A 26,146-nucleotide genomic window follows, 5' to 3' on the forward strand; every position below is an offset into this window, starting at 1 on the left:
TCTATCAGTAGCGCGGGGTAATATCCCGCTCCACAGGCGGCGCATCCGGGTCCTGGCCTGCCGGAAACTTGCCTTTCAGGTGCCAGGCGAAGGCGATGATTTCGGCAATCGTGCGGTACAGCGGCTCGGGGATGCTATCGCCCAGTTCCATGCGTGCCAGCAGTTTGACCAGTTCGGCGTTCTCGTAGATCGGCACTTCATATTCACGGGCAATGGCCAGAATGGCCTCGGCCAGCTGGTCGTCGCCCTTGGCGCTGAGCGTCGGGGCCTGTTGGCCGTCGTAGCTCAGGGCAATAGCCTGGCGCGGGACATGGTCGGGTAGGGACATCAGGCGTTCTCGTCAATCCAGCGTTGTTCAAGGGCGGTGCGCGGGCCACTGGGCGGTGCGCCGTGGCTGCAGGCCAGTTCGCCCACTGCCAGGCCGCAGGCAATCAGCCGCTCGCGCAAATATCCCAATTCATGTTCAATCAAGACCGCGCTGTCGGGCCGCTCGGCCCACAGCTGACTGGACAGCGTGCCGCGCAACAACTGCGCATGCACCTGCAGCGGCCCCAACGGTTCAAGGTCGAATGCCAGATCGACTTTCCAGAGCTTTTCCCGGGTTTCCTTGACCTCGACATCGTCACGGTCTTCGGCAGCTTCCTGATCCGGCTTGTCTTCACGCTGCACCTTGACCTGCAAGGGCACGATGTCATGCGCGTTACGCATTGGCACTTCCAATTGCCAGGTAGTCACCTGAGTGCCGTCGGCATTGGTGCGGGTCTGCTCCAGACCGCCCAACTGGTGGCTTTGCAGGCGCGAAACAGCTGCCGCAGCCAGCTTGAGCAGAATCTCCAGATCGTCCTCTTTTTCGCCACCGCTGACGTTGCGCGACGGCAGCGGAAAGATGCTCGGCTGGGTGCGTGCGGCAACCAGCCCAAGGGTGCCCAGGGCATTGCGAATCGCATTGGGCATGGCCCGCGCCAGGGTGTTGGAAGCAGCGGCGGCGCTGTAAGTGGTGTTGTCCGGCAACCCCGGAAGAATCTGCGCAATCAGGCGCATCAGGTTGGCTTTCATGTCCGGAACCTGAGCCGGATTGAGCCCGGCAAGCAGCTTTGCTTCCAGAAACACGCCACTGGCATTGAGGGCCTGGGCGACGCCTTTCGGTGTGCTCATCTGCTCTATGTCGGGCAGATCGTCCAGCAACTGGCTGATGGCGGCTTGCAGCGGGGCGCTGATCCCAGAGTTGCTGGCAGGGCTGGCACTGGTTGAATTGGCTGACTGCAGGTTTTGCAGGGCGTTGATCAGGTTATCCAGCGAGCCCTGGCGGTTCTGCTGGGCGGCCAGTTGCTGCGCCACGGCCAGTTGATCGAAACGACCGGGCAGGGCGACGAAGTTCAGCGCCTGGTTGCCTTGTACCTGCGCGCTCAGCAGGCTGCCGACCGTCAGCGGCTGCGGGCTTTCGATGGTCAGGCTGGAGCCCGCCAGCGCAGTATTGAGCAGCATCACGATAGAGCGATAGGTGGGCGTTGCGGCGCCCGGGTTTTGCGTGGCCAGTTGATTGACTGCCTGCGCGATCACCTGGCTGGTCATGACCTTGCCCTGCAACAGCGTGCCGACCGGCAATTGTTGCGTATCGATGCTGGTCATCGAGTTTTTCAGCGCGCTGTTGATCTGTTGCAGCGTCAGTGTCAGCTCGTTGGGCGAGGCTTGCGCCACCTGTAACAGGCTGCCGGGCGTGAACGGTACGCTGCTGGTGACCTGCAGGTTGGTCAGGCTGCCATTGGCGAGTACCAGCCGCAGCAGCAACTGGAAGTTCTGGTTGACCTGCTTGAGGGTCAGCACTTCGGCGTCGACGGTTTCGCCTTCGGGAATCAGATTATCCGCCGATTGCAGCAGGGTCAGCACCTGCGCAGGGGAGATGCCGGCGCGCAGCAGGGTGGTGGTAGGGATTGTCGCCGGGACGCTGGTGATGTCGCCTGTCATTGAAATATCGACCTGAGGAAATTGCCCCTTTGATAACAGGACTCGCATGTATAATACCGGCCAAAACCGGACCAGCCGCCATTAACTTCTCTTCATGTAACGGCCATATCACCCCCGACTTGAACCGCCTTTTACTGCGTATGTGTCTGTTTTGGTACATTTCGCGACGCTCCAGCACTGGAAACGCCCGATGATCCCAGCCCCCCCATTTTTGCAAGCGACGGCTCTGACGTGTGAGCGGGACGGGCGGATGCTGTTCGAAAACCTTGATCTGCAGGTGCGCACGGGGGACATGCTGCAGGTCAGCGGTCCCAATGGCAGTGGCAAGACCAGCCTGCTGCGCCTGTTGTGCGGGCTGATGCAACCCACGGCCGGGCACGTGCTGCTCAACGGCCAGCCAGCGGGCCGCCAGCCGACAGCGCCGGGGCTCAATCTGTTGTGGGTTGGCCATGCGTCGGCGCTCAAGGACCTGCTGACACCGCTGGAGAATCTTTCATGGCTCTGTGCGCTTCATCATCCTGCCGATGCCGATGCCATTTTCAATGCGCTCGACGCGGTCGGGCTGGCAGGTTTCGAAGATGTGCCGTGTCACACCTTGTCGGCCGGGCAGCAGCGTCGCGTCGCGCTGGCGCGTCTGTATCTGCCAGGCCCGCCACTCTGGTTGCTCGATGAACCGTTCACCGCGCTGGATCGCCAGGGCATTGCCCAACTGGAAAACCATCTCGCCGGGCACTGTGAAAAGGGCGGCATGATCATCATGACTACTCATCACACCCTGAGCCGCCTGCCTGCGGGCTATCGGGATATCGATCTGGGGCAGTGGGCAGCATGAGCAACGTCTTTGCCCTGCTGATCGTCCGTGAGTTTCGCCTGCTGGCCAGGCGTCCGGCAGAGCTTGCCAACCCGCTGGTGTTCTTTGCGATAGTGGTCGCCTTGTTCCCGCTGGCACTGGGGCCGCAGACGCAATTGTTGCAAGCCTTGTCACCGGGGCTGGTCTGGGTCGCGGCACTGCTGGCCGTGTTGCTGTCGCTGGACGGTCTGTTTCGCAGTGATTTCGAGGATGGCTCGTTGGAGCAGTGGGTCCTTTCGCCGCACCCGCTGGCCCTTCTGGTCTTGAGCAAAGTGCTGGCACACTGGGTTTTTTCCGGGCTGGCACTGGTATTGTTGTCGCCCTTGCTGGCGCTGATGCTGGGGCTGCCGGTGCGGTGCCTGCCGGTGTTGATGGTGTCGCTGCTATTGGGCACGCCAGTGCTCAGTCTGTTGGGTGCAGTGGGTGCGGCGCTGACCGTGGGTTTGAAGCGCGGCGGCCTGTTGCTGGCGTTGTTGATTCTGCCGCTGTACATCCCGGTATTGATTCTGGGCAGCGGTGCGTTGCAAGCCGCGCTGCAAGGCATGCCAGCGACTGGCTATCTGCTGTGGCTGGGCTGCCTGAGCGTGCTGGCGATCACTCTGACCCCCTTTGCGATAGCCGCTGGCCTGAAAATCAGCGTCGGTGAATAAATTGAGGTTCCGGGATCGAGAATTCGATGCCGGTCAACACCCTGGATACACCTGATGAAAAGCAACGCCATGAAAAGCAGCATCGGTTGGGCCTGGCTGCACACACTCGGCTCACCGAAAGGGTTTTACCGCATCAGCGCACGTCTGCTGCCGTGGCTGAGTGTGTCCGCTGCACTGCTGCTCGGCATCGGCATCATCTGGGGGCTGGCGTTTGCGCCGCCTGATTACCAGCAGGGCAACAGCTTCCGGATCATTTATATCCATGTGCCTGCTGCCATGCTCGCCCAGTCCTGCTACGTCATGCTGGCCCTGTGCGGCGTGGTCGGGCTGGTCTGGAAAATCAAACTGGCCGATGTCGCGCTGCAATGCGCTGCACCCATTGGCGCGTGGATGACCGCGCTGGCACTGGCGACCGGCGCGATCTGGGGCAAGCCGACCTGGGGCGCGTGGTGGGTCTGGGACGCGCGCCTGACCTCAATGCTGATTCTGCTGTTTCTGTACTTCGGCCTGATCGCGTTGGGCAGTGCCATCAGCAACCGCGCCAGCGCTGCCAAGGCCTGTGCACTGCTGGCCATCGTCGGCGTGGTGAATATCCCGATCATCAAATATTCGGTCGAGTGGTGGAATACCCTGCACCAGGGCGCGACGTTCAGCCTTACGGAAAAACCGGCCATGCCTGCCGAAATGTGGCTGCCGTTGCTGCTCACGGTGTTGGGTTTCTACTGCTTCTTCGGCGTCGTATTGCTGCTGCGTATGCGCCTTGAAGTGCTGCGTCGCGAGTCGCGCACCCAGTGGGTCAAGGCCGAGGTTCTGCGGAGCCTGGGGCAAACGCCAGAACCGTCGGAGGGCAGGTCTTGAACTTCGCGTCATTCAGCGACTTTCTCGCCATGGGCCGCCACGGGCTGTTTGTCTGGTCGGCCTACGGTCTGTGCCTGTTGGTGCTGCTGATCAACGTGGCAATGCCGCTGGTGGCGCGCCAGCGGTTCCTGAAACAACAGGCGCGTCGCCTGAAGCGGGAGAATCGTTGGTGAACCCGTTGCGCAAAAAACGTCTGTTGATCATTGCCGCCCTGCTGGCTGGCGTCGGGCTGGCCCTGACCCTGGCGCTCGGTGCGCTGAAGGAAAACATCAATCTGTTCTACACCCCAAGCCAGATCGCCAACGGCGAAGCACCGCTGGACACGCGCATTCGCGCTGGCGGCATGGTGGAAAAGGGCTCATTGCAGCGTTCGGCGGACTCGCTGGATGTGCGTTTTGTGGTCACCGATTTCAACAAGTCGGTGACCATCACCTATCGCGGCATTCTTCCCGATCTGTTCCGCGAAGGGCAGGGCATTGTCGCGTTAGGCAAGCTCAATGCGCAGGGTGTGGTGGTGGCCGATGAGGTGCTGGCCAAACATGACGAGAAGTACATGCCGCCCGAAGTCACCAAGGCGCTGCGCGACAGCGGCCAGGCGGCACCGGGCGGCTCTTCCACACCTGCGAAACAGGGCTGATCGATGATTCCCGAACTCGGCCATCTGGCGATGATTCTGGCACTCGGCTTTGCGCTGGCGCAGGCGATTATTCCGCTGATCGGTGCATGGCGCGGCGACCGCCTGTGGATGAGCCTGGCGCGTCCGGCGGCGTGGGGCCAGTTCAGTTTTCTGATCTTTGCCTTCGGTTGCCTGACCTACGCGTTCATGACCGACGACTTTTCCGTTACCTATGTGGCGCAGAATTCCAACACGGCGCTGCCCTGGTACTACAAATTCAGCGCCGTGTGGGGTGCGCATGAAGGCTCGTTGCTGCTCTGGGCGCTGATTCTCGGCGGCTGGACCTTCGCTGTTTCGGTGTTTTCCCGGCAATTGCCCCAGGTCATGCTGGCGCGGGTGCTCGCCGTGATGGGCATGATAAGCCTGGGCTTCCTGTTGTTTCTGATCCTCACCTCCAACCCGTTCGCCCGTCTTCTGCCGCAAATGCCTGCCAACGGACGCGATCTCAACCCCCTGTTGCAGGATATAGGCCTGATCGTGCATCCGCCGATGCTCTACATGGGCTATGTCGGTTTTTCCGTGGCCTTTGCCTTTGCCATCGCCGCCTTGCTTGGCGGCCGACTCGACGCCGCCTGGGCGCGCTGGTCGCGGCCATGGACGCTGGTAGCCTGGGCCTTTCTCGGTGTCGGGATCAGCCTTGGCTCATGGTGGGCTTATTACGAACTGGGCTGGGGCGGCTGGTGGTTCTGGGACCCAGTGGAAAACGCCTCGTTCATGCCATGGCTGGTGGGCACTGCGCTGATTCACTCGCTGGCGGTCACGGAAAAACGTGGTGTGTTCAAGAGCTGGACGGTGCTGCTGGCGATTGCCGCATTTTCCCTGAGCCTGCTGGGCACGTTTCTGGTGCGTTCCGGGGTGCTGACTTCGGTGCACGCTTTCGCCTCGGACCCGGCACGCGGCGTGTTTATCCTGATGTTCCTGCTGGTCGTGGTGGGCGGCTCGCTGACCCTGTTTGCGATTCGTGCGCCGGTGGTCAAAAGCCATGTCGGATTCGGCCTGTGGTCGCGGGAAACCCTGTTGCTGGGCAATAACCTGTTGCTGGTGACTGCTGCGTCGATGATCCTGCTGGGTACCCTTTATCCGCTAGTGATCGATGCCATGAGCGGAGCCAAGATGTCGGTCGGCCCGCCGTATTTCAATGCGCTGTTCGTACCGTTGATGGGGCTGTTGCTGGTGGTCATGGCGGTCGGCGTGCTGGTGCGCTGGAAGGACACACCGCTGAAATGGCTGCTGGGCATGTTGGCACCGGTACTGGTTGGCAGCGCCGTGCTGGCAGTGCTCGCCGCTCTGCTCATGGGTGATTTTCAGTGGGCGGTGCTGGCCACCTTCATGCTCGCCGCCTGGGTGCTGCTGGCCGGGGTTCGCGACCTGCTCGACAAGACCCGTCACCAGGGCCTGCTTCGCGGCGCGCTTGGCCTGACCCGCAGTTATTGGGGCATGCAGCTGGCGCACCTTGGCATTGTGGTGTGCGCGCTGGGCGTGGTGTTGTCCAGCCAGAACAGCGCCGAGCGCGATTTGCGTATGGCCCCTGGCGAGTCCACTGAGCTGGGCGGTTACGTCTTTGTATTCGAGGGCGCGAAGCATTATGAAGGGCCGAACTTCACCTCCGATCGCGGCACCGTTCGCGTCTTGCACAACGGGGCGCAGATCACGGAACTGCACCCGGAAAAACGTCTGTACAGCGTGCAGCAGTCAATGATGACTGAAGCAGGCATTGATGCCGGTTTCAGCCGTGATCTTTACGTAGCATTGGGTGAACCGCTGGGCAATGGCGCATGGGCCGTACGGGTTCACGTCAAACCGTTTGTGCGCTGGATCTGGCTCGGCGGCCTGCTGACCGGTCTGGGTGGTGTGCTGGCGGCGTTTGACCGTCGTTATCGCACGCGGGTCAAAAGCAAGGTGCGCGAGGCATTGGGCATGTCAGGAGTTGCACTGTGAAGCGCTGGGTCATGCTCCTGCCGCTGGCGTTGTTTCTCGGCGTGGCGGCGTTCCTGTATCGCGGTTTGTATCTGGACCCCGCCGAGCTGCCGTCGGCGCTGATCGGCAAGCCGTTTCCGCAGTTTTCGCTGCCCGAAGTTCAAAGCAGCCGCGTATTGACCCGCGCCGACCTGCTAGGCAAACCCGCGCTGGTCAATGTCTGGGGCACTTGGTGCGTGGCCTGCCGGGTCGAGCATCCCGTGCTAACCCGGCTGGCGCAGCAGGGCGTGCTGATCTACGGCGTTAACTACAAGGACGTCAACGCCGACGCGCTGAAATGGCTCAAGGAGTTTCACGATCCTTATCAGCTGAATATCCGTGACGACGACGGCTCGCTGGGGCTGAACCTGGGCGTGTACGGTGCGCCGGAGACCTTCCTGATCGACCGTCAGGGCATTATTCGTTACAAACATGTCGGGGTCATCGATGAGGCAGTGTGGCGAGAAAAGCTCGCTGCCCGTTACCAGCAATTGGTTGATGAGGCGCAGCCATGAAGCGCTGCCTGATGATTGTCCTGCTCAGCGTGCTGTGCTCAGGCATCGCCCACGCCGCTATCGACGCCTACACCTTTCGCGACGATGCCGAGCGTGCCCGCTACAGCGAACTGACCAAAGAACTGCGCTGCCCCAAATGCCAGAATCAGGACATTGCCGATTCCAATGCGCCGATTGCCGCCGATTTGCGCAAGGAAATTTACCGCATGCTGGGTGAAGGGCAGAGCAATCAGCAGATCATCGACTTCATGGTTGATCGCTACGGTGACTTCGTTCGTTACAAACCCAGCCTCAATGCGCGCACCTGGTTGCTCTGGTTCGGCCCGGCCGGTCTGCTGATCGGCGGTCTGGTGGTGATCGGTTTCATCGTCGGGCGGCGTCGCAAGGCGCACTCCGAACAGGCCGATGTGCTTTCCGAGGATGAGCGACAACGCCTCGCCGCTTTGCTGGATGACCACCGCCCATGATCGATTTCTGGATCGCGACCGGGCTTCTTTTGCTCGTGGCGCTGGGTTTTCTGCTGATACCAGTGCTGCGCGGCCATCGTGCGCAACGTGAAGAAGACCGCACAGCCCTGAACGTGGCGTTGTATCAGGAACGGCTGGACGAGTTGCAGGTTCAGCAAGAGCAGGGCGTGTTGTCGGTGACGCAATTGCAAGGCGCTCGTGCCGAAGCTGCGCGCGAGCTGCTCGCCGACACTGAAGGCGCAGAGCCTGCCCGCACATCGCGTCTGGGCAAGCCCTCGCTGGTGCTGGCTGCGGTGCTGGTCCCTGTATTGGGGCTGGCGGGTTATCTGCAACTGGGTGCCAGTGACCGGGTTGAACTGAGCCGGGAATTCTCTCGACCACCAACCTCGCTGGCAGACCTGACCCAGCGCCTGGAGCGCAGCGTGCAGGCTCAGCCGGATTCAGCCGAAAACCTGTATTTTCTGGCGCGCAGCTACATGGCGCAGAACCGCCCCGGTGACGCCGCGCAGATGTTCGAGCGCTCGGTGACACTGGCCGGAAGATCGCCAGAGCTGCTCGGGCAATGGGCGCAGGCGTTGTATTTCGCCAGCGACAAACACTTCACCGCACAGGTGCAGGCGCTGACCGACGAAGCGCTGCAGGCCGACCCCAACGAAGTCACCAGCCTCGGCCTGCTGGGGATTGCCGCGTTCGAAACACAGCGTTATCAGGCAGCGGTGGATTACTGGACCCGCCTGCTGGCGGCGTTGCCCGCGCAGGACGCTTCGCGCTCGGCGCTGGAAGGCGGCATAGCCCGCGCCAGAGAAAACCTTGCCGGGCAGGCCGCGCCGGTCAAGGCCAGGGCGCTCAAGGTGCGTGTCACGCTGGCTGCCTCGCTCAAGGGTAACGTTCAACCGGGTGACAGCGTGTTCATCTTCGCCCGTGCAATCAACGGCCCGGCCGCGCCACTGGCGGTCAAACGCATCACGGTGGCGGACCTGCCTGCCGAGGTTGAACTGAGTGATGCCGATGCAATGATGCCGCAACTGAACCTGTCGAACTTTGCGCAAGTCCAACTGGTTGCGCGAGTGTCTCGCGCAGGGCAGCCAACCACCGGTGAGTGGGTTGGCCGCAGTCAGCCGCTGGCCAGCGACATCGCGGCGCAGCAGTTAGTGACCATCGACAGTCCGGATAACTAGAGAAATTGCTTATGTACCGTACCGCACGCATCACCTTGTTGGGGCTGGTCGTTGGCCTGAGTGCCTGTGCTGTCCAGCATCCGGCACCGCCTCACAGCCAGGATCCGATCCTTAACCTGCCGGGCGGCCAGCAACCCGGCGCACCGCGCCCGAACACGGCGCCTGCCGAGCCTGCCAAAGCGCCAGCCGCAGCGCCGAAGACCTCGGCCAGTTTCGCCCCGCCACCGGGCGGTGGCAGCCATTGGGACCCGCGCCTGGGCGTGTACGTGATGGACGATCAGCCCAACACCTTCTATCGCCAGCGTACTTACTATCAGTGGAACAACGGCTGGAGCTGGGCAACCAACCCTAACGGTCCGTGGCAGGCGACCGACGCCAGCGGCGTTCCGTCTGGGCTGGGTAAGCAGTTCAGTAACTGATTCAAGCCTGCAAATGAAAACGGCGACCTGATGGGCCGCCGTTTTGCGTTTCGGGGGACTTATTTGCCCGGATAGATCTGGTCGAACACACCACCGTCAATGAAGTGGGTCTTCTGCACTGTGCGCCAGTCACCGAAGGTTTTCTCGACCGACAGAAAGTCCACTTTCGGGAAGCGGTCGGTGTATTTGGCCAAGACCTGCGGGTCGCGTGGTCGCAGGTAGTTTTTCGCCGCGATTTCCTGACCTTCCGGTGACCACAGGTATTTCAGGTAATCTTCGGCCAAGGCGCGGGATTGTTTCTTGTCCACGACCTTGTCGACCACACTCACTGGCGGCTCGGCTTCTGCCGACACGGACGGGTAGACCACTTCAAACTGGTCGCGACCGAATTCACGAGCGATCATTTCCGCTTCGTTTTCGAAGGTCACCAGCACGTCGCCGATCTGGTTGGTCATGAACGTTGTGGTCGCGCCTCGACCACCTGTGTCGAGCACGGGCACATGGCGGAACAGTTCGCCGACGAATTTCTTCGCGGCCGCTTCATCGCCACCTTTTTTCAGGGTGTAGCCCCAGGCCGACAGGTACGTGTAGCGGCCGTTGCCCGAGGTTTTCGGGTTAGGCACGATGACTTCCACGCCATCCTTGATCAGATCCGGCCAGTCTTTCAGGGCTTTCGGGTTGCCCTTGCGCACGATAAACACAGTGGCCGAGGTGAACGGCGCACTGTTATTCGGCAGGCGGCTGACCCAGTCTTTCGGCACCAGCTCGCCATTGTCGGCCAGCGCGTTGATATCGGTCGCCATGTTCATGGTGATGACGTCAGCCGGCAGCCCGTCGATGACCGAGCGCGCCTGCTTGCTCGAACCGCCAAAGGACATCTGCACGGTCACGTCTTCATTTTTCTCGGCTTTCCAATGCTTCTGGAAGGCGCTGTTGTAGTCCTTGTAGAAATCACGCATCACGTCGTAGGAGACGTTGAGCAGCGTCGGGGCTGCCTGGGCAGCGCTGGCAAAGGCCAGGCCAGCGGCCAGTAGCGAGGCGGCGAAGAGTTTATTCACTGCAGGGTCCTTGAGATGAAGAGTCGTGTGTAAAGCCTGATGGCGTAATGCCGCGACACTATCAGTATCGCGCCTGCTGTTTAAAGACTGAAAAGGTCTTTGCTTATGCCTTGTGCTCTACTTTTGCAAACAATTGATTACCGCAGCGCGAACAGAACGCCGCGCCGTGCTCGTGGAAATTCTTCGAGCACACCGGGCAATCGTGTTTCAGCTGTTCGCCGCGCATGGCGTTGGCCAGTTCGGCGGTGAATATACCGGTGGGCACGGCGATGATCGAGTAGCCGATGATCATCACCAGCGACGAGAGCATCTGCCCGACCGGTGTCTTCGGCACGATATCGCCAAAGCCCACGGTGGTCAGGGTCACGATAGCCCAGTAAATGCCCTTGGGGATGCTGGTGAAGCCATGCTCCGGGCCTTCGATCACGTACATCAGCGTGCCGAACACCGTAACCAGAGTGGAAACGGTGACCAGAAACACGATGATCTTCTGCTTGCTGCCACGCAGCGCAGCCAGCAAATAGTTGGCCTGGCGCAGGTAAGTGCCGAGCTTGAGCACGCGGAAAATCCGCAGCATACGGATGATCCGCACGATCAGCAGGTACTGCGCGTCGCTGTAATAGATCGACAGAACCCCCGGCACGATAGCCAGCAGGTCGACCAGCCCGTAGAAACTGAACGCGTACTTCAGAGGTCGGGGCGAGCAGTACAGGCGCAGGATGTATTCGATCGCGAACAGCAGCGTAAAGCCCCATTCGATCCAGGCGAACAGCATTGCGTAATCGCGGTGAATGCTCTCGATGCTGTCAATGACCGTGACCAGCAGGCTGAGCAGAATCGCGACCAGCACAATCTTGTCAAACGTTCTGCCGGCAGGCGTATTCGCCTCGAAAATAACGATATGCAACCGCTCGCGGCGGCTGAGAGAGGTGTCCATGGTGCTTCCCGAAGCAAAGATCGGCAGAGCCTAGGAGCATTGTGCAGGTGAGTGCAAGCACACAACACCTGCGGGAGCGAGCCGTGCGACGCTTCGCCTGCTCGCGAAGAGGTCGTTATAGCCCGCGTAAACAGGGTGTTTGGAGCAACGTCTTCGTGAGTAAGCTCACTCCCACAGAAGTCTTTACTCACAGTTCGACAGGCGGCAGCTCCCGCTTTTCGGGTTCTTGTAAGACCTACGTAGACAGATCGGCGCTGGAGCGTAAGGAACGACAGCCTCAATTATCGTGCGTCGCTCTGCGTCGCATGCCGTTCTGGACGCTCTGCGTCCTCTTGTGGCGTAGAGCGTCCAGTGCTGGAATCATCAGGTATAACAAGCCAGGTGGTGAGCGTCGGCAATGGCTGACGCGGGAGGATGCATGCAGTATTCAGGTGAGGGCTTTTCGATCAGAGTATTGGCGTTTGATGATTGCGAGTTGATCAACCGGTACGAAAAGGCCAATCGCAAGCATCTGCAGCCTTGGGAACCGTTCAGGGACGATGACTATTTCATTCTCGAAAACGCCAGATCCAGGGTTCAGCAGCAGTGGGAAAGCATGCAGTCCGGCAGCGCGGTTTTCTTCCTCGTCATCGACTCAGACGGCGGCGAATTGCTGGGGCGGTGCAGTTACACGAATATCGTGAGGGGCGTTTTTCAGGCCTGCAACCTCGGCTTCTCGCTGGCAGAGACTGCTCAGGGGCGTGGCTTGATGCAAAGGGCGCTTGAGGTGAGCAATCGCTATTGTTTCGAACAGATGGGGCTGCATCGAATCATGGCCAGCCACATGCCAGCCAATGTACGCAGCGAGCGACTTCTGCAATCACTCGGCTTCGAAAAGGAAGGGTACGCGCGCGCCTACCTGAAAATTGCCGGAGTTTGGGAAGACCATGTCCTGAGGGCACTGATCAATCCGAACGAGGCCTGATGGCGAGGCGAGCGCCTTTCCTACTTCTGCGCCACGTCATCCTTCTCCCAGCCGCCGCCGAGCGCCAGAAACAGGTTGATCTGTCCCATGGCCACCTGGGTGTTGGCTTCGGCCATTTGTGCGCGCACGTCGGTGTAAGTGCGTGTGGCTTGCAGGTCAGCGAGGAACGAGGCGCGTCCGGCCTGATAGAAACGGTGAGTCTGGTCAGCCGCTTCCTTGGCCGATTGTTCGGCTTCCTTGAGAGCATCGCGACGGTCGAGCAGGGCGGTGTATTGCGCCAGACCGGTCTGGGTTTCACGGATGGCGTTGAGCACTACACCGTCAAAGCGCGCCAGAGCAGCCTGGGCCGAAGCTTCGGCCTGATGGATGCGTGCGCGTGAGCCGTTGGACGGGATGGTCCAGTTCAGCAGCGGCCCGAAGCCCCAGCGGTTGGCGGCCGGTTTGCCGAGGTTCTCGATCAGGCCGGTAGTGCCGATGCTCGCGCCGATGCTGATGTCCGGATACAACTCGCCGGTGGCAACACCGATCTGCGCAGTCGACATCGCCAGATGACGTTCAGCCTGACGCACATCCGGGCGGCGTTTGAGCAGTGTTGCGCCGTCGCCTACCGGCATGACCTGCGCAATGTGCGGCAGCGCATTGCAGCTGCTGACCCCGGCGGGCAGTTGCTCTACAGGTTTGGCCAGCAGCATCGACAGGCGGAACATCGCCGCCTGACGCCGCGCTTCGTAACGGGGCATTTCGGCGCGCAATGACTTGAACTGCGTCTGTGAACGAGTGACCTGGGTTTCATCGCCACGCCCGGCATCGCGCAGGCGCTGGTTGAGGGTCACGCTCTGTTGCTGCAGGTCCAGCGATTCGCGGGCGATATCGAGTTCTTCGTTGGCAGCGCAAATCTGCGTGTAGGCGCGCACCACATCGGCGACCACGGTGATACGTGCCGTATCCACCGCCGCCTGATTGGCATCGACATTGGCCTGCGCTGCTTCGATGCCGCGCTGCAAGGTGCCGAACAGATCGAACTGATACGACGTAGTCAGACCCACATCCCCGACGTTGGCGACCGGCACCTTGTTGGTCAGCAGAAACGCTTCGCCTGATTCCTGCACGCGCTGTGCGCCGATTTTCGCGCCGTTGGTAAATCCGCCCGCCGCCTCGGCCTCCGAGGTCTGGTAGCGGGCGCGCTGCAGGTTGGCGGCGGCGATGCGCAGGTCGGTATTAGAGGCAATGGCCTGGCGCACCAGTTCATCCAGACGCGCATCCTGATACAGCCGCCACCAGTGCGCAGGCACCGGGGCCGATACCGTATTGACCGAGCGCCCGGCCAGTTCGCCCTGTAAATCCGGACGATTGATCGCGCCATCCTTGGGCAGTTGGTAATCCGGCCCGACTACCTGACAGGCCGACAACACGGCAGTAAAACCGAGTGCGGCCATGCGTAAGGCACGTTTCATCGTGTGCCCTCCTGCGTATCGTCGATGATTGACACCGTTGCAGTACGCCCGGCGATCATACGGAAGTCGGCAGGTACGTCATCAAAGGCAATGCGTACCGGAATGCGCTGTGCCAGACGCACCCAACTGAAGGCCGGGTTGACGTTGGGCAGCAGGTTCGAGCCACTGCTGCGGTCGCGGTCTTCGATGCCGGCAACGATGCTCACCACATGGCCGGTCAGCCGTGCGTTGTCACCGATGACACGAATGTCGACGCCCTGGCCGACATGAATGCCGTCCAGTTTGGTTTCTTCGAAATAGCCGTCGATATGGAACGATGCGGCATCGACCACCGATAACACCGGACGCCCGGCGGTGACAAATTCATGGTCGCGGGGCGCGCGGTCGTTAAGGTAGCCGTCCACCGGGCTGCGGATCACCGAACGATCCAGATTCAACTGCGCGGCATCCACTGCGACCTTTGATTCACCGAGCGCAGAAAGGGCACGCGCTTCGCGGGACTGGCTTTCTTCCAGTTGCTCACGCGCCACCAGGTTGCCCAGGCCACGGTTACGCCTGTTCTCGCGGCGTGCCTGCTCCCAGGTTTCCTGGCGCTCGGCGACTGTCGCCTGCGCCTGACGCAAGGCCAGGCGGAAGCGGTCCTGATCGATGGTGAACAGCACCTGGCCCTTGTGCACGGGCTGATTGTCGGTGACCTCGACCTTCTGGATCAGCCCGGACACGTCCGGCGCGATCTGCACGATATCGGCGCGAATATGCCCATCGCGGGTCCACGGCGCGTACATGTAATACATCACCATGCGCCATACAACGACGGCAGCCAGAGTGACAACCAGCAGGGTCAGGACCACGCGGCCCAGTGTCAGTATCGGTTTTTTCATGTCATCAGGTATCGACTTAGAGTATCCACGGCGCCGAGCAACAAAGCGTATAGACCTACGTTGAACAAAGCCCGGTGCCAGACCAGACGGTAGAAGTGGGCACGCGACAGCAGCGCGTGCACGGCGAGAAACAGCAGATAGGCGATACCCATCATCGCCAGGAACGTGGGGATGAAGATCCCGCTGATATCCAGATCACCGATCACAGGGGCGCTCCATCGATGTTATGCGGCAGTTGCTCGGTCAGTTCGCCACCCACGGTGACAATCTCGACCCCCGGCAACAAGGCCAGACGCAGGCCGCTGAGGGCGTGCAACAGATGCAACCGGGCCGGGTTGTCGCCCATCTCCTGAGCCGTCAACGAACGGCGTGCGCGGTCCATGGCCATCAGCAGGCCGCGGGGCGCGGGCAGCCTTTCACCGGCCTTGCGACAGTGTTTGAAATAGCCGCTGACTTCATCGATCACCTGACGCAACAGCACCTGGGCCGCAGGCGTGGCGCGTCGGGTGTAGGCCAGCAGGTCGAGCATGTTCAGCGCGACCCGCAGTTCACGCAGGGCAATCCCGGTGTCTTGCGCGGTGAGCGTCAAACGCGGCAGTTGCTGCATCAGGCGGTCGAGCATTTGCACGCCCATGCGCCGGTGTTCGGCCAGAGACGCGTCTTCACTGAGGCTGGCGATGTCACGCCAGCTGAAACGGGTCAGACGCTTGACCGCCAGTTCAACCCCGAACGGGCGGAACACCAGCGTCCAGATAAAGGCGAACAACAGCCCGGCAGGTCCGGCCAGGTTGGAGTTGAGAAAGTTCATGAAGTCCGCGTCGTAGGCGCTCTGAATGCTGATGAACGACGAGGTGTTGACGATGGTCAGCAGCGTGCCGAGAAAGAAGCGCGGTTGCACAGTCAGGGTGCCGACGCAGATGAAGGGCACCGCAAAGGCCAGCACCAGCATCGGAAAGTCGTGCAGGTTAGGCAGCACCACGAACAGGTACAGGCTGGCAAATACCACCGAAAGCAGAGTCCAGAAAAAGAACCGGTAGATTTGCGGGGCAGGGTCGTCCATGGCTGCAAAGAAGCTGCACGACACCGCTGCCAGCGCCACGGCACTGGCGCCGTCTTTCCAGCCCAGCAGAATCCACAACACCGATGCAGCGATGATCGCCAGCACCGTCGAGGTCACTGAATAGAGCATCAGGCCGCGGTCCAGAAACGGCGTCAACCGACCCAGACGCCAGTGGCGATAGACCGCTCTCCATGGCGATTGATCGTCTGTCTTGATCGCATATTGCAGGGTCCGGCAATCCAGCCACAGGTCAATCCACTCGCCGAGCCTGAAAAGCGTGTTGGAGAGCAGCAGCTGATCGCGGTCGTCCAGTTGCGTAGAGTTCGGCTGAAGGCGTTCCAGCTCATCATGCAACTGTTGCCATTGCTCCCGTTGCGGGCCGTCGGCAGTGCTTTCAAGCCAGTCGCAAGCCTTTTGCAGCACGGGTTTCCGGCTGGCCAACAGCTCAGGCGTGCGTCGCTCCAGCGCCCATAATGCGTCATCCAGTGCATCGATGACCGGCAATAGATGGATCATCCGGCCGCGCAGCTCATTGGCGTTGCGTACGGTTTGCTTGCGTGCGCCCTCGTGGCTCAACTGGCCGATCATCATTTCCAGAGAGTTGAAGCTGCCAACCATCGAATTGCGCAGTGCGCCGATTTCCTCGGGCTGACAGGTGCGGCTGATAAAGCGCTGGCTGTAGGTCGAGGCGTCACTGAACCATTTTTCCGTGGTGGCCTGAAATACCGGTGCCAGACGTCTGGGCCAGAACATTGCACCCACGACGGCGGCGCAGATGATGCCGAGGAAAATTTCTTCGGTACGCGACACGGCGATGTCGAACACGGCCTGCGGGTTGTCGACCACCGGCAGGGAAATCAGCGGCATGGTGTAACCCGCCAGCATCAGTGCGTAGCTGTTGGCCGTGCGCAAGTGCAGGGAAAGGAACAACAGGGTGCCGGTCCACAGTCCGACCACGATGGCCAGTAGCAAGGGCGTCTGTACGAACATCGGTACCAGCAGCACCGACGCCGCTGCACCGGCCAGGGTGCCGGCGGCCCTGTACAGGGCTTTGGAGCTGGTCGGGCCGACAAAGGGGCTGGAGACAATGTACACCGTGGCCATGGCCCAATAGGGGCGAGGCATTTCCATCAACAGCGCGATGTACAGCGCCAGCATCGACGCGCCGAAGGTACGCACGCCGTAGAACCAGTCGCGTGCCGGTGGGACGCTGGAGAAAAATCCGTTCAAACCTGCCCCCCGTGCTCACCTTGTGCAGCCTCGGCGAAGGCCTGAAATACCCGCAAGGTGGCTTCGAGATCGGCAGGTTGAAGGCCCTGAAGCACATCCGCCCGCAGACGCGTCAGCTCCTGTTCTATCGAGCCTGCCAGCGCACGACCCTTGTCCGTAAGGCTGAGGGCCTTGGCGCGGCGATCATTGGGGTCTTCGCTGCGGCAGACGATGCCGGCCTTGCACAGCTGGTCGAGCAGGCGCACCAATGTCGGGCTTTCCATGCCGGCCGCCTGCGCGACTTTTACCTGATGCACGCCGTCACCCAGGCGCGCAATGGCCAGCAGTGGCCCGGCACATGCTTCAGAAATTTCATAGGTGACCAGTGTGTTCTGGCAAATGCGTCGCCATTGGCGAGAGGCGGCTACCAGGCCGCTACTGACAGCGCGATGCAGTGGGTCGACAAGCATGAATCACCGGGGGCTGAGTCGTGAACAATTTAGTTAGGAACAATATTGTTAGGGAGGATATTAGTAGGATGCTAACTAATATCTCGTAACAAGTTCTTACAGTCAACCCGTAACTGCCCAGTGGGGCTTTTTGGGTTGCAGGGACGCCCGAAAGGGTTTTTTGAGGGGGCGTAGAGGCGATGAACGGCTGTTTGCGTCCGCTTTTAGCGGGGAAAGTTCATTATTTCAAAAAATAATTGCTACCGTTCGTCGGTAATAAGCCCAGAAATGCCGAGCTTTTACTCAGCCTCATTCAAAAAAATGGCGCGGCACCCGATAGAAGGGGCCTGATGAATCGCCGTCTGCAGCAAATGGATGGCAATCTGCCTTGTGTCGTGATCTGACATCAAAGTGGTGGCATCGGTCTTTTTGTGGCGGTTTATTGGCGTCATTGCGTTGTCGTTGCTGTTTAAAAAATAAACGATTGAGCCGATAGTCTGGTTGACCACAACGGGCCAGCACGCCCGTTCCAGAGCCATTCTGTCGGTGCGCAATGCGTACCTTGCGAGCTACTCCATGATCGACCTTGCCACCTGGAATCTTTCCGTCCCTGTCGGAAGTCCCGCTACCATCATTGAAACCCCCAAGTTGGTTAAGGGTTATCGGGATGGCTATTTTCAATCCGGGGATACGCTGTTTTTCTGGGCACCGGTGACCGGTTCCACCACAGAGAACGCCAAGTACCCGCGCTCCGAATTACGCGAGACGACGTCCGATGGCAGGGTCTTCAACTGGGCCTACTCCAGTGCCGACAACTTTCTGCGCGCGACCCTGGAAGTCGATCAGGTGCCTTCCAGCGGCAAGATCGTGATCGGTCAGATTCACTGCTACCAGAGCACCGAGCCGTTGCTGAAGGTGGAGTATCAGTACAAGGAGAAGCTGCAGACCGGCAATATCGTCGCCAAGTTTCGTCGTACGCCAGACTCGGAAATCGAGGTCATTACCATTGCGCAGGGCGTGCCGCTCAACAAGCAATTCAACTACACCATCAACCTGTCCCCCAGCGGCGACCTGACGGTCAATGCCTTCGACGCAGTCTGGTACGCCAAGCTGGATTCAGCCTGGGCCAGTAAACTGTTCTACTTCAAGGCAGGGGTCTATACCCAGGACAATACCGGTTACACCACTGAAGGCGGTTCGGCCACTTTCTACAAGCTGGCCATTGCCCACGAGAAAAAGAATTGATCGTTACGGTCTGGAAGATTCAGACCGCTGGAAATATCAGACTGAAGCAGATTCTGCCGGCGGCGGGTTGAGCCACTTCGACCCGCCCGCCATGCAGGTGCATGATTGCTGTAACAATGGCCAGCCCCAGGCCGTTGGAGTCCGAGCGCTCATGGCGCGAGGCGTCACCCCGATAGAAGCGGTCGAACAGTCGCGCGAGCGTGGCTTGTGGTAATGCCGGGCCCTGATTTTCTACCTCGATTCGCCACTGACGATCAACTGCCGCAACACGAATCAGGATTTCGCTGTTTTCATTCGCATAGCGAATTGCGTTGGCGACCAGATTGCTCAGTGCACGGCGCAGCAGGATCGGGTCGGCCAGCAACGTGCCTTGTCCGCTGTGGCTCAGCCGCAGATTACGCTCTTCAGCCAGCCCTTCGAAATAACCAGCCACGCGTTGCAATTCATCGTGCAGGTCCAGCGGCTGGCGTTCCAGCGCAGCCTGGGCTTCGTCCGCTCGAGCCAGAAACAGGATGCTTTCCACCAGCCTTGAGATACGTTCCAGCTCTTCCAGATTGGAAGCCAGCAGGACCTGATATTCGTCGGCGCTACGGTTCTGGCGCAAGGCAACCTGGCAGTGGCCCATCAGCGAACCGACCGGCGTACGAATCTCGTGGGCCAGATCGGCGGAGAACTGCATCAGGCGTCGATAGCCATCGTCCAGACGGTCAAGCATGGCATTGAAGGCATCGCTCAATTGTTGCAGCTCGACAGGCGTGTCGTGGCTGTCGAGCCGTTTGTGCAGGCTGGCCGGGGTTATTGCGGCAGCGTGGGCGGCCATTCTGCGCAGTGGGCGCAAGCCGCGTCGCAGCAATACGTAACCCAGCACGGCGGTAATCAGGAACGCCAGCGCAACGGCGATATAAATGCTCTGCCGGAAGCTGGCGAGCATGGCCATCTCCTTGACCATCAGGTGCGCGGCCTGCAAGCGCACTGCAACGCCATTGGACATTACTTGCACCGCCGCGGCACGCAACGGCACGCCTTGCAGGCTCAGGCCGCTGCGCAGGTCATCGACCCGTAAAGGCTGATCCTGCGCCACGGTCGGTAGCTCTGGCAGTGGCGCGCGTTGCGGGTTGACCGATATCACCGGTGGCTTGCCCGGTTCGCCGATGATGAAAATATCTTCCTCGCTGTCGAGCATGTTCTCGAACAGTTGCGGGCTGCCTTTGAGGTTGTCCATCGTCAGGTCATAGCGCAACAGCTTGCGGAAATGATCGAGCCGCGCCAGTACCGCGTGGTCGCTGCGTTGCATGACCGTTTCTTCTATGGACTGGTACAGATAAAGCCCCGCGCCGCTGACCGTAAGCATCGCCACCAGCGCGAAGGCGAGGGTAGAACGCAGGGTCAGGGAAGGCTGGCGTCGCATGGCCGCACCTCGCACACATAACCGATACCGCGTACGGTGTGGATGAGCTTGACCGGGTACGGCAGGTCGACCTTGCTGCGCAGGCGCTTGATGGCGACGTCCACAACATTGGTGTCACTGTCGAAATTCATGTCCCAGACTTCCGAGGCAATCTGTGCCCGTGACAGCACGTCGCCTTCGCGGCGCAATAACAGGTGTAGCAGGGCAAACTCCTTGTTGGTCAGCACGATGACCTGCTGCTGACGCGTCACGCGGCGGCGCAGCAGGTCCAGTTCAAGGTCGGCCAGATGAAAATGGTCTGCCTCGCGCACCACGCCCCGGCGCAGGATGGTGCGGATGCGCAGCAGCAGTTCAGTGAAGGAAAATGGCTTGACCAGATAATCGTCGGCGCCCAGTTCCAGGCCGCGAATCCGGTCCTGCAACTGGTCGCGCGCGGTGAGAAACAGCACAGGCACGTCCTGCCGGGCGCGCAGTACTTCGATAATTTGCCAGCCGTCGATGCCTGGCAGCATCACGTCCAGCACGATCAGGTCGTAGCGGTTTTCCAGCGCCAGGTGCAGGCCGTCGGCCCCGTGCTGGGTCCAGTCCACCTTGTAGCCGGACTCACCCAGGCCCTTCTTCAGGTATTCACCGGTTTTGGTGTCGTCTTCAATCAGCAGGATATGCATCGTTTTGTCCGCTACGCTTTTGCAGGCACCCACGGTGCGCCGATGCCAAAGTCTAACCAGTTGCCGACAAGGTGTCCGGCGAATGACAAAAATGTCATTGCCCGGTCATTCTGCGGTGCCGGTAACGGTGCAAGGATGGGTTTCAGATATCAACTGCCAAGGAAGTACCGATGAAGACTGCACTCTCTACAACGTTCGGCCTGCTGTTGCTCAGCGCTGCTGTCATGACTCAGGCTGCTGACATGAAGGTGGTTAAACCGATGCGCGGGACCGTCGACAGCGTCAGCGCCGACACCCTCGATTTCACCACCCGCTCGGGTCAGCACGAAAGTATCAAGCTGACTGACAAGACCGGTATTCGTCTTGTGTCCGAAGCTGACTTCAAGCAAATCAAAGGTGACAGTTTTGTCGGTTCGGCTGCCATCCCGCAGGCGGACGGCACACTGAAAGCGCTGGAGGTGACCGTTTTTGAAGCCAGCCTCAAAGGCAGCGGCGAAGGCCACTATGGCTGGGAAAACGCTGATGGCAGCACCGGCACCATGACCAATGGCACCGTTGGCACGTTGGCCGGGGCTGATGGCCGCACGCTGACCGTCAAATACGAGGGTGGCGAGAAGAAGCTGGTGGTGCCGCAGGATGTGCCTATCGCCTACGTCGAGCCAGGCAAGGTTGATCAGTTGACCAAAGGCGCCAAGGTCGTGGTGTTCCCGGCTGACGACGGCAAGTCGGCACGTGGTGTCGCAGTCGGCAAGGACGGTTTTACCCCGCCGATGTAATCGCAGCCGAGGCTGTCAGTGGCAGGCTGCTGCTGACATCCTCGGTTACACCTGATCTAGAGGGATCTGCGCATGAAAACCCGCCCTATTCACCCGTGGCCGGTGCGCCTGACGCATTGGGTCAATGCCGTGGGCATGGTCTGCATGTTCATGAGCGGTTGGGCTATTTATAACGCGTCGCCACTGATGCCATTCACCTTTCCCAAATTCCTGACACTCGGCGGCTGGCTGGGCGGCTCGATCGCCTGGCACTTCGCGGTGATGTGGCTGTTGGTGATCAACGGCCTGCTGTATGTGCTGTATGGCGTATTCAGCCGCCACTTCAAACGCGATCTGCTGCCGGTTCGCCCGTCTGAAGTGAAGCGTGACATGAGTGATGCGCTGCATTTTCGCCTGGCCCACGTCAAAGGCCGTTACAACGCGGTGCAACGGCTGATGTACTGGCTGGTGTTGATCATGGGCGTGCTGGTGGTGGTGTCCGGGCTGGCTATCTGGAAACCGGTGCAGTTTCAGGGCTTGGTTGCCCTGCTGGGCGGGTTCGATTTTGCCCGCTGGGTGCATTTTGGCGCGATGACGGCCATCGGCGCGTTTGTTGTTGTTCATCTGGTGCTGGTCGTGCTGGTGCCCAGTACCTTGTTACCCATGATTACCGGCGGCCGCCAGCCGAACGAAGACGGAACTGCGCAACCATGAACGAACCTCGTAAACGCATCACCCAGCGCATTCGTCTGGAGCCTGCGCAGCAGAGCCAACTGGTCGATATTCAGCGCCGCTCGTTTCTACGCGCCGGGCTGACAGTGGGGGCGATGTCGATGCTCACCGGCTGCAATCTGCAGGATGGCGATCAGGTCGACAAAGTGCTGTGGGCCATGTCGCGCTGGAATGACCGGGTTCAGGCCTGGCTGTTCAACGGCCAGAAACTGGCCCCGACCTACAGCAAGGCGCAGCTGACCAACCCGTTCCCGTTCAATGCGTTCTACCCCGAATACAACGTGCCGGAGGTGGAGCTTTCCGACTATCGGCTGGCGGTGTCCGGGCTGGTGCGTGACAAGCAGCCGTGGACGCTGGATGCACTGCGCAAATTGCCGCAACGCACCGACATCACGCGGTTGATCTGCATTGAGGGTTGGAGTGCGATAGGACAATGGGGCGGTGTGCCGCTGAAGACGTTTCTGGAGTACATCGGTGCCGATACCACGGCACGTTTCGTCGGCTTCAAGTGCGCCGATCGCTATTATTCAAGCCTGGATATGCCTACTGCGCTGCATCCGCAGACATTGCTGGCGCTGGACTTCGGTGAAGTCGCCCTGCCACCGGATTACGGTTACCCGCTGCGGGTGCGAGTGCCGACCAAGCTGGGCTTCAAGAACCCCAAGCACATCGTCGAGATCTTCGTCAGCAACGAGAATCCTGGCGGGTATTGGGAGGATCAGGGCTACAACTGGTTCAGCGGGATCTAGGCGCGGACGCAGAGCGTCCAGAAGGGCATTCGACGCAGAGCGTCGCACGATGGCGGTAGTGAGATTATCGTTCCTCACGCTCCAGCGTGGGAATGCCGTTCGTGACGCTCTGCGTCACATGGCGGTTTTTTCTTTGTCAGGTGGATTGAGGTTCGGCTCAAGTCACCTTTTCGCCCCTCGGCGAGTTACTTTGATGAGGCCAAAGTAACCAAAGCCTTTCGCTCCTGTTTCCGGCCCGACTTCGTCGGGTTCCTTCGCCCTGACACTGATCCGGGGGTCGCCGCAACGGGCCATCCATGGCCCGGTGCGGCTAGCCTGGCGTCCTGCCAGGCTACCCCCGGATCAGCGCCAGGACTCAGCCGTCACTAACGTCGCACTCTGCGTCGTCAGTGCCATCGTGGTTGAAAAGCATTTCGGTGGTAGTTAATGCGATTTTGACTATCGTTCCTCACGCTCCGCGTGGGAATGCCGTTCGTGACGCTCTGCGTCACACAGCGGTTCTGTGGTGTCAGGTGGATGTAGGCTCGACTCAAGTCACCTTTTCGCCCCTCGGCGAGTTACTTTGATGAGGCCAAAGTAACCAAATCCTTTCGCTCCTGTTTCCGGCCCGACTTCGTCGGGTTCCTTCGCCCTGACACTGATCCGGGGGTCGCCGCAACGGGCCATCCATGGCCCGGTGCGGCTAGCCTGGCGTCCTGCCAGGCTACCCCCACATCAGCGCCAGGACTCAGCCGTCACTGACGTCGCACTCTGCGTCGTCAGTGCCATCGCGGTAAAAAAGCGCTTTCAGGTGCAGTAACCGCTGGTACGGCAAAAAGCCGCACCTCGAACAGGCGCGGCGTTTCAGATCAGTTCAGGCCCAGTTTGCCGCGCAGGGTCGAGAGGTCTTCGGCCAGGGTGTTGACCGGGCCGACCAGGGCTTTGCGGTCGTTCTCTTTGACTTTGTCGTAGGTTTCAAAGCCACCGTCCTTGGTCTTGTACTTGGCCAGAATCTTGTCCACGGTGGCGAAGTTCTTGTCGACTTTGCTGGAGAAGGCTTTGTCCTGCTGCTCGATCTGCGGGCGGAACAGGTCGACGATTTTCTTCGCGCCGTCGATGTTGCCCTGGAAGTCGTACAGGTCGGTGTGGCTGTAACGGTCTTCTTCGCCGGAGATCTTGGTCGCCGCAACTTCTTCCAGCAAGGCGGCTGCGCCACCGACGACTTTTTCAGGCGGGAAGGTCAGTTCGGCTACGCGCTTTTCCAGGTCCTTGACGTCGCTCATCAGTTTGTCGGCGATAGGGCCCTGGTCCTTGGTGGTGTTCTGCGAGAACAGCGCGTACTCCAGACGATGGAAACCGGTGAAGTCTTCTGCCGTGACGCCTTGTTCGTGGTCGTCGACGCGTGAGTCGATGGACGCGTCCAGGTCACTGAACAGTTCGGCAATCGGCTCTACCGACTCGTAGTACACGCGGGTAGGGGCATACAGCTTTTTGGCCGTCGCGATGTCGCCCTTCTTAACGGCATCGGTGAACTTCTGAGTGTGGCTGACCAGTTCTTCGATGTTTTCGGTCACGTAAATCTTGTAGTCCGAAACCGGACCTACCAGGTCCAGCGGCGCGGGGGCGGCAAAGGCAGCCAGTGGCGTCTGGAGCAGGCCAAGGGTCAAGAGCAAAGCCAGGGGCGTCTTTTTCATGGGTGTCTTCCGGGTCTGGAGTGGGTAGGTCATGCGGTTTTAGTGGGCGAAGCAGCTGCCAGCAGCGAGCGGCCGATGAAATCCTGGTCACCGGTTACCCCCGGCAGGGTGAAGAAATAACCACCACCGACCGGCTTGAGGTACTCCTCCAGCGGCTCGCCGTTGAGGCGGCTCTGAACGGTGATGAAGCCTTTTTCCAGGTCAGCCTGATAGCAGATGAACAGCAGGCCCATGTCCAGCTGACCGTTCTTGTTCACCCCATTGGAGTAATTGAACGGACGGCGCAGGATCAGGTTGCGCTGGCTTTCGGCGGTACGCGGGTTGGCCAGGCGGATGTGCGAATCCAGTCGGGTTTTCTTGCCTTCCGGGTCTGCCGCGTAGTTGGGTACGTCGGTCTCGACCTTGCCGTCCATAGGTGCACCGGTGCTTTTGCTGCGGCCGAAAATCGATTCCTGCTCCTGCAATGGCGTGCGGTCCCAGCGTTCCACGAAGTTACGGATGATCCGCACGGCCTGATAGCTGCCGTTGGCGGCCCACGCTGGCTCGTCGCTGCCCGGCTGCACCCAGACCAGCTCGTTCATGGTCTTCTGGTTGTTGGAATCCGGGTTTGCCGAGCCATCCCGGAAGCCGAGGAAATTGCGCGCGCTTTCCGGCGGCTGACCGGGCTTTTTCGGTGCCTGGGGCGGCACGGTGCCTTCCTGTTTCCAGCGCACCAGCAACAGGTCAGGCAGGTTCTTGACGATGTCGCGCAGGGCGTGAATGTTGCTGTCGGCGGTGTTGGCGCAGAACTGGATGCTCAGGTCGCCATGGCAACTGGCCGGATCCAGCGCGTCGTTGGGGAAGCCGGTCATGCGGATCAGACGTTTGGGTTTGACCGGGGTCAGGCCAAAGCGCTCATCGAACAGCGATTCGCCTACCGACACGGTAATGGTCAGGTTGTCCGGGGTGACCACAGGGCCAAGAATGCCGGAATCAGGCGGTGGCAGTTTCGGATCGATCTCCGGCACCGGGCCGCCGGTCATCAGGAACGCGATGCGCTCATTGAGCGTGCGGAACAGGCGCTCGAGATCTTCGCGGTCGGCAGCCAGCACGTCGAACGCGACCAGCATGCCTGCGGCCGGACGCGGGTTGACGATGCCGGTCTGATGCAGGCCATGAAAGTCGTTGTGGTCCTGGGTCTTTTCACTGTTCGGTGCTTCGGTGACTTGCGCCGGCGTTGCGGCCAGTACGTTGCCGCTCAGGCTGCTGCCAGCCAGCGCGGCACCGGCAGCACCGAGACCCATCAGGACACGGCGACGCTGTATTGAAGCGGGGGCGTTAGTGGCTTCTGGACTGTTGTCTGGGTTTTTCATGGTAGTGTGCTGTGCTCC

The 26,146-nt window shown here is 60.5% G+C and carries 29 protein-coding genes; 15 read left to right on the top strand and 14 right to left on the bottom strand.

Annotation, left to right across the window (positions count from 1 at the left end):
- Positions 1 to 4 precede the first annotated feature (4 nt).
- The gene (locus RYB66_RS18720) at positions 5 to 328 is read right to left on the bottom strand and encodes an EscU/YscU/HrcU family type III secretion system export apparatus switch protein (protein ID WP_016980905.1); all 324 of its coding nucleotides are present in this window, start codon (positions 326 to 328) and stop codon (positions 5 to 7) included.
- A complete protein-coding gene (locus tag RYB66_RS18725) occupies positions 328 to 1,965 on the bottom strand; it encodes a flagellar hook-length control protein FliK (RefSeq protein WP_316895127.1) in 1,638 nt (545 codons plus the stop codon). The genes RYB66_RS18720 and RYB66_RS18725 overlap by 1 nt, the downstream gene beginning before the upstream one ends.
- Positions 1,966 to 2,155: 190 nt before the next feature.
- Between RYB66_RS18725 and ccmA the strand changes: the two genes are divergently transcribed.
- Genes ccmA through RYB66_RS18775 form a run of 10 tightly spaced genes read left to right on the top strand, consistent with a single transcriptional unit; the run spans position 2,156 to position 9,534 of the window.
- A complete protein-coding gene (ccmA, locus tag RYB66_RS18730) occupies positions 2,156 to 2,797 on the top strand; it encodes a cytochrome c biogenesis heme-transporting ATPase CcmA (RefSeq protein ID WP_011169058.1) in 642 nt (213 codons plus the stop codon).
- Complete coding sequence (gene ccmB / locus RYB66_RS18735; protein ID WP_016980903.1) at positions 2,794 to 3,465, top strand: heme exporter protein CcmB; 672 nt, start codon at positions 2,794 to 2,796, stop codon at positions 3,463 to 3,465. The genes ccmA and ccmB overlap by 4 nt, the downstream gene beginning before the upstream one ends.
- Before the next feature lie 54 nt (positions 3,466 to 3,519).
- A complete protein-coding gene (locus RYB66_RS18740; protein ID WP_316886903.1) occupies positions 3,520 to 4,323 on the top strand; it encodes a heme ABC transporter permease in 804 nt (267 codons plus the stop codon).
- Positions 4,320 to 4,496 (top strand): heme exporter protein CcmD, encoded by a 177-nt coding sequence (gene ccmD, locus RYB66_RS18745; protein ID WP_002554222.1) that lies wholly within the window; start codon positions 4,320 to 4,322, stop codon positions 4,494 to 4,496. Before RYB66_RS18740 ends, ccmD begins: the two co-directional genes overlap by 4 nt.
- Entirely contained in the window at positions 4,493 to 4,960 is a 468-nt protein-coding gene (ccmE, locus tag RYB66_RS18750) for a cytochrome c maturation protein CcmE (RefSeq protein WP_005754652.1), read from the top strand. The genes ccmD and ccmE overlap by 4 nt, the downstream gene beginning before the upstream one ends.
- A 3-nt stretch (positions 4,961 to 4,963) precedes the next feature.
- On the top strand, positions 4,964 to 6,937 hold the full coding sequence (locus RYB66_RS18755; protein WP_010198041.1) for a heme lyase CcmF/NrfE family subunit: 1,974 nt from the start codon (positions 4,964 to 4,966) through the stop codon (positions 6,935 to 6,937).
- Positions 6,934 to 7,470, top strand: coding sequence for a DsbE family thiol:disulfide interchange protein (locus RYB66_RS18760; protein WP_002554219.1), 537 nt, complete (start codon positions 6,934 to 6,936; stop codon positions 7,468 to 7,470). The genes RYB66_RS18755 and RYB66_RS18760 overlap by 4 nt, the downstream gene beginning before the upstream one ends.
- Positions 7,467 to 7,937, top strand: coding sequence for a cytochrome c-type biogenesis protein (locus tag RYB66_RS18765; protein WP_004665807.1), 471 nt, complete (start codon positions 7,467 to 7,469; stop codon positions 7,935 to 7,937). The genes RYB66_RS18760 and RYB66_RS18765 overlap by 4 nt, the downstream gene beginning before the upstream one ends.
- Positions 7,934 to 9,115, top strand: coding sequence for a c-type cytochrome biogenesis protein CcmI (ccmI, locus tag RYB66_RS18770; protein ID WP_046832740.1), 1,182 nt, complete (start codon positions 7,934 to 7,936; stop codon positions 9,113 to 9,115). Before RYB66_RS18765 ends, ccmI begins: the two co-directional genes overlap by 4 nt.
- A gap of 11 nt (positions 9,116 to 9,126) precedes the next feature.
- A complete protein-coding gene (locus RYB66_RS18775) occupies positions 9,127 to 9,534 on the top strand; it encodes a hypothetical protein (RefSeq protein ID WP_005780519.1) in 408 nt (135 codons plus the stop codon).
- Positions 9,535 to 9,593: 59 nt separating this feature from the next.
- Here the strand turns inward: RYB66_RS18775 and RYB66_RS18780 are convergent, their stop codons facing one another.
- Together RYB66_RS18780 and RYB66_RS18785 are read right to left on the bottom strand one after the other, a co-directional pair.
- Positions 9,594 to 10,592, bottom strand: coding sequence for a sulfate ABC transporter substrate-binding protein (locus RYB66_RS18780; RefSeq protein WP_005780521.1), 999 nt, complete (start codon positions 10,590 to 10,592; stop codon positions 9,594 to 9,596).
- Between the two features lie 103 nt (positions 10,593 to 10,695).
- On the bottom strand, positions 10,696 to 11,529 hold the full coding sequence (locus RYB66_RS18785) for an ion transporter (protein ID WP_005780523.1): 834 nt from the start codon (positions 11,527 to 11,529) through the stop codon (positions 10,696 to 10,698).
- A 418-nt stretch (positions 11,530 to 11,947) separates the two neighbouring features.
- Between RYB66_RS18785 and RYB66_RS18790 the strand changes: the two genes are divergently transcribed.
- Positions 11,948 to 12,493 carry a GNAT family N-acetyltransferase gene (locus RYB66_RS18790; RefSeq protein ID WP_004657079.1) on the top strand — a complete coding sequence of 182 codons (546 nt, stop codon included), beginning with the start codon at positions 11,948 to 11,950 and terminating at the stop codon, positions 12,491 to 12,493.
- 20 nt (positions 12,494 to 12,513) lie between these two features.
- On the opposite strand, the gene RYB66_RS18795 is transcribed toward RYB66_RS18790, so the two are convergent.
- From RYB66_RS18795 to RYB66_RS18820, 6 genes are all read right to left on the bottom strand, one after another.
- Positions 12,514 to 13,947, bottom strand: a complete 1,434-nt coding sequence (locus RYB66_RS18795) for an efflux transporter outer membrane subunit (RefSeq protein WP_005744633.1) — start codon at positions 13,945 to 13,947, stop codon at positions 12,514 to 12,516.
- Complete coding sequence (locus RYB66_RS18800) at positions 13,944 to 14,828, bottom strand: HlyD family secretion protein (protein ID WP_005744634.1); 885 nt, start codon at positions 14,826 to 14,828, stop codon at positions 13,944 to 13,946. Before RYB66_RS18800 ends, RYB66_RS18795 begins: the two co-directional genes overlap by 4 nt.
- Positions 14,825 to 15,034, bottom strand: coding sequence for a DUF1656 domain-containing protein (locus tag RYB66_RS18805; RefSeq protein ID WP_005744635.1), 210 nt, complete (start codon positions 15,032 to 15,034; stop codon positions 14,825 to 14,827). Before RYB66_RS18805 ends, RYB66_RS18800 begins: the two co-directional genes overlap by 4 nt.
- Complete coding sequence (locus tag RYB66_RS18810) at positions 15,031 to 17,118, bottom strand: FUSC family protein (protein WP_005744636.1); 2,088 nt, start codon at positions 17,116 to 17,118, stop codon at positions 15,031 to 15,033. Before RYB66_RS18810 ends, RYB66_RS18805 begins: the two co-directional genes overlap by 4 nt.
- Positions 17,115 to 17,567, bottom strand: coding sequence for a MarR family winged helix-turn-helix transcriptional regulator (locus RYB66_RS18815; protein ID WP_002554194.1), 453 nt, complete (start codon positions 17,565 to 17,567; stop codon positions 17,115 to 17,117). The genes RYB66_RS18810 and RYB66_RS18815 overlap by 4 nt, the downstream gene beginning before the upstream one ends.
- 278 nt (positions 17,568 to 17,845) lie before the next feature.
- Positions 17,846 to 18,085, bottom strand: coding sequence for a hypothetical protein (locus RYB66_RS18820; RefSeq protein ID WP_005744637.1), 240 nt, complete (start codon positions 18,083 to 18,085; stop codon positions 17,846 to 17,848).
- A gap of 37 nt (positions 18,086 to 18,122) precedes the next feature.
- Between RYB66_RS18820 and RYB66_RS18825 the strand changes: the two genes are divergently transcribed.
- Positions 18,123 to 18,791, top strand: coding sequence for a polysaccharide lyase family 7 protein (locus RYB66_RS18825; protein WP_003344165.1), 669 nt, complete (start codon positions 18,123 to 18,125; stop codon positions 18,789 to 18,791).
- 19 nt (positions 18,792 to 18,810) lie between these two features.
- Here RYB66_RS18825 and RYB66_RS18830 read toward each other — a convergent pair whose 3' ends face one another.
- Both RYB66_RS18830 and RYB66_RS18835 read right to left on the bottom strand, forming a co-directional pair.
- Positions 18,811 to 20,199: a heavy metal sensor histidine kinase gene (locus RYB66_RS18830; protein WP_005744638.1), complete on the bottom strand. Its 1,389-nt coding sequence runs from the start codon at positions 20,197 to 20,199 to the stop codon at positions 18,811 to 18,813.
- Complete coding sequence (locus RYB66_RS18835) at positions 20,178 to 20,867, bottom strand: heavy metal response regulator transcription factor (RefSeq protein ID WP_002554192.1); 690 nt, start codon at positions 20,865 to 20,867, stop codon at positions 20,178 to 20,180. The genes RYB66_RS18830 and RYB66_RS18835 overlap by 22 nt, the downstream gene beginning before the upstream one ends.
- A gap of 170 nt (positions 20,868 to 21,037) precedes the next feature.
- On the opposite strand from RYB66_RS18835, the gene RYB66_RS18840 reads away from it, so the two are divergent.
- The 3 genes from RYB66_RS18840 to RYB66_RS18850 all read left to right on the top strand — a co-directional run bounded on the left by RYB66_RS18840 (position 21,038) and on the right by RYB66_RS18850 (position 23,103).
- Entirely contained in the window at positions 21,038 to 21,643 is a 606-nt protein-coding gene (locus RYB66_RS18840; protein ID WP_122280541.1) for a hypothetical protein, read from the top strand.
- Positions 21,644 to 21,715: 72 nt separating this feature from the next.
- Positions 21,716 to 22,336, top strand: coding sequence for a cytochrome b/b6 domain-containing protein (locus tag RYB66_RS18845; RefSeq protein ID WP_004657063.1), 621 nt, complete (start codon positions 21,716 to 21,718; stop codon positions 22,334 to 22,336).
- Positions 22,333 to 23,103, top strand: coding sequence for a molybdopterin-dependent oxidoreductase (locus RYB66_RS18850; RefSeq protein ID WP_002554189.1), 771 nt, complete (start codon positions 22,333 to 22,335; stop codon positions 23,101 to 23,103). Before RYB66_RS18845 ends, RYB66_RS18850 begins: the two co-directional genes overlap by 4 nt.
- An 848-nt stretch (positions 23,104 to 23,951) precedes the next feature.
- Here RYB66_RS18850 and efeO read toward each other — a convergent pair.
- On the bottom strand, positions 23,952 to 24,776 hold the full coding sequence (gene efeO / locus RYB66_RS18855; RefSeq protein ID WP_005744532.1) for an iron uptake system protein EfeO: 825 nt from the start codon (positions 24,774 to 24,776) through the stop codon (positions 23,952 to 23,954).
- Positions 24,777 to 24,805: 29 nt separating this feature from the next.
- Positions 24,806 to 26,128, bottom strand: a complete 1,323-nt coding sequence (efeB, locus tag RYB66_RS18860) for an iron uptake transporter deferrochelatase/peroxidase subunit (protein ID WP_002554187.1) — start codon at positions 26,126 to 26,128, stop codon at positions 24,806 to 24,808.
- Between the last annotated feature and the right edge of the window lie 18 nt (positions 26,129 to 26,146).

This window comes from Pseudomonas syringae group sp. 243L2 (assembly GCF_032587875.1).
Lineage (GTDB): Bacteria > Pseudomonadota > Gammaproteobacteria > Pseudomonadales > Pseudomonadaceae > Aquipseudomonas > Aquipseudomonas amygdali.

Bases quoted from the DNA above. Each gene is read 5' to 3' on its own strand.
- RYB66_RS18720 (WP_016980905.1), bottom strand. From the start codon at position 328: ATGTCCCTACCCGACCATGTCCCGCGCCAGGCTATTGCCCTGAGCTAC.
- RYB66_RS18725 (WP_316895127.1), bottom strand. From the start codon at position 1,965: ATGACAGGCGACATCACCAGCGTCCCGGCGACAATCCCTACCACCACC.
- ccmA (WP_011169058.1), top strand. From the start codon at position 2,156: ATGATCCCAGCCCCCCCATTTTTGCAAGCGACGGCTCTGACGTGTGAG.
- ccmB (WP_016980903.1), top strand. From the start codon at position 2,794: ATGAGCAACGTCTTTGCCCTGCTGATCGTCCGTGAGTTTCGCCTGCTG.
- RYB66_RS18740 (WP_316886903.1), top strand. From the start codon at position 3,520: ATGAAAAGCAACGCCATGAAAAGCAGCATCGGTTGGGCCTGGCTGCAC.
- RYB66_RS18755 (WP_010198041.1), top strand. From the start codon at position 4,964: ATGATTCCCGAACTCGGCCATCTGGCGATGATTCTGGCACTCGGCTTT.
- RYB66_RS18765 (WP_004665807.1), top strand. From the start codon at position 7,467: ATGAAGCGCTGCCTGATGATTGTCCTGCTCAGCGTGCTGTGCTCAGGC.
- ccmI (WP_046832740.1), top strand. From the start codon at position 7,934: ATGATCGATTTCTGGATCGCGACCGGGCTTCTTTTGCTCGTGGCGCTG.
- RYB66_RS18775 (WP_005780519.1), top strand. From the start codon at position 9,127: ATGTACCGTACCGCACGCATCACCTTGTTGGGGCTGGTCGTTGGCCTG.
- RYB66_RS18785 (WP_005780523.1), bottom strand. From the start codon at position 11,529: ATGGACACCTCTCTCAGCCGCCGCGAGCGGTTGCATATCGTTATTTTC.
- RYB66_RS18790 (WP_004657079.1), top strand. From the start codon at position 11,948: ATGCAGTATTCAGGTGAGGGCTTTTCGATCAGAGTATTGGCGTTTGAT.
- RYB66_RS18795 (WP_005744633.1), bottom strand. From the start codon at position 13,947: ATGAAACGTGCCTTACGCATGGCCGCACTCGGTTTTACTGCCGTGTTG.
- RYB66_RS18800 (WP_005744634.1), bottom strand. From the start codon at position 14,828: ATGAAAAAACCGATACTGACACTGGGCCGCGTGGTCCTGACCCTGCTG.
- RYB66_RS18815 (WP_002554194.1), bottom strand. From the start codon at position 17,567: ATGCTTGTCGACCCACTGCATCGCGCTGTCAGTAGCGGCCTGGTAGCC.
- RYB66_RS18820 (WP_005744637.1), bottom strand. From the start codon at position 18,085: ATGGCTCTGGAACGGGCGTGCTGGCCCGTTGTGGTCAACCAGACTATC.
- RYB66_RS18825 (WP_003344165.1), top strand. From the start codon at position 18,123: ATGATCGACCTTGCCACCTGGAATCTTTCCGTCCCTGTCGGAAGTCCC.
- RYB66_RS18830 (WP_005744638.1), bottom strand. From the start codon at position 20,199: ATGCGACGCCAGCCTTCCCTGACCCTGCGTTCTACCCTCGCCTTCGCG.
- RYB66_RS18835 (WP_002554192.1), bottom strand. From the start codon at position 20,867: ATGCATATCCTGCTGATTGAAGACGACACCAAAACCGGTGAATACCTG.
- RYB66_RS18840 (WP_122280541.1), top strand. From the start codon at position 21,038: ATGAAGACTGCACTCTCTACAACGTTCGGCCTGCTGTTGCTCAGCGCT.
- RYB66_RS18845 (WP_004657063.1), top strand. From the start codon at position 21,716: ATGAAAACCCGCCCTATTCACCCGTGGCCGGTGCGCCTGACGCATTGG.
- RYB66_RS18850 (WP_002554189.1), top strand. From the start codon at position 22,333: ATGAACGAACCTCGTAAACGCATCACCCAGCGCATTCGTCTGGAGCCT.
- efeO (WP_005744532.1), bottom strand. From the start codon at position 24,776: ATGAAAAAGACGCCCCTGGCTTTGCTCTTGACCCTTGGCCTGCTCCAG.
- efeB (WP_002554187.1), bottom strand. From the start codon at position 26,128: ATGAAAAACCCAGACAACAGTCCAGAAGCCACTAACGCCCCCGCTTCA.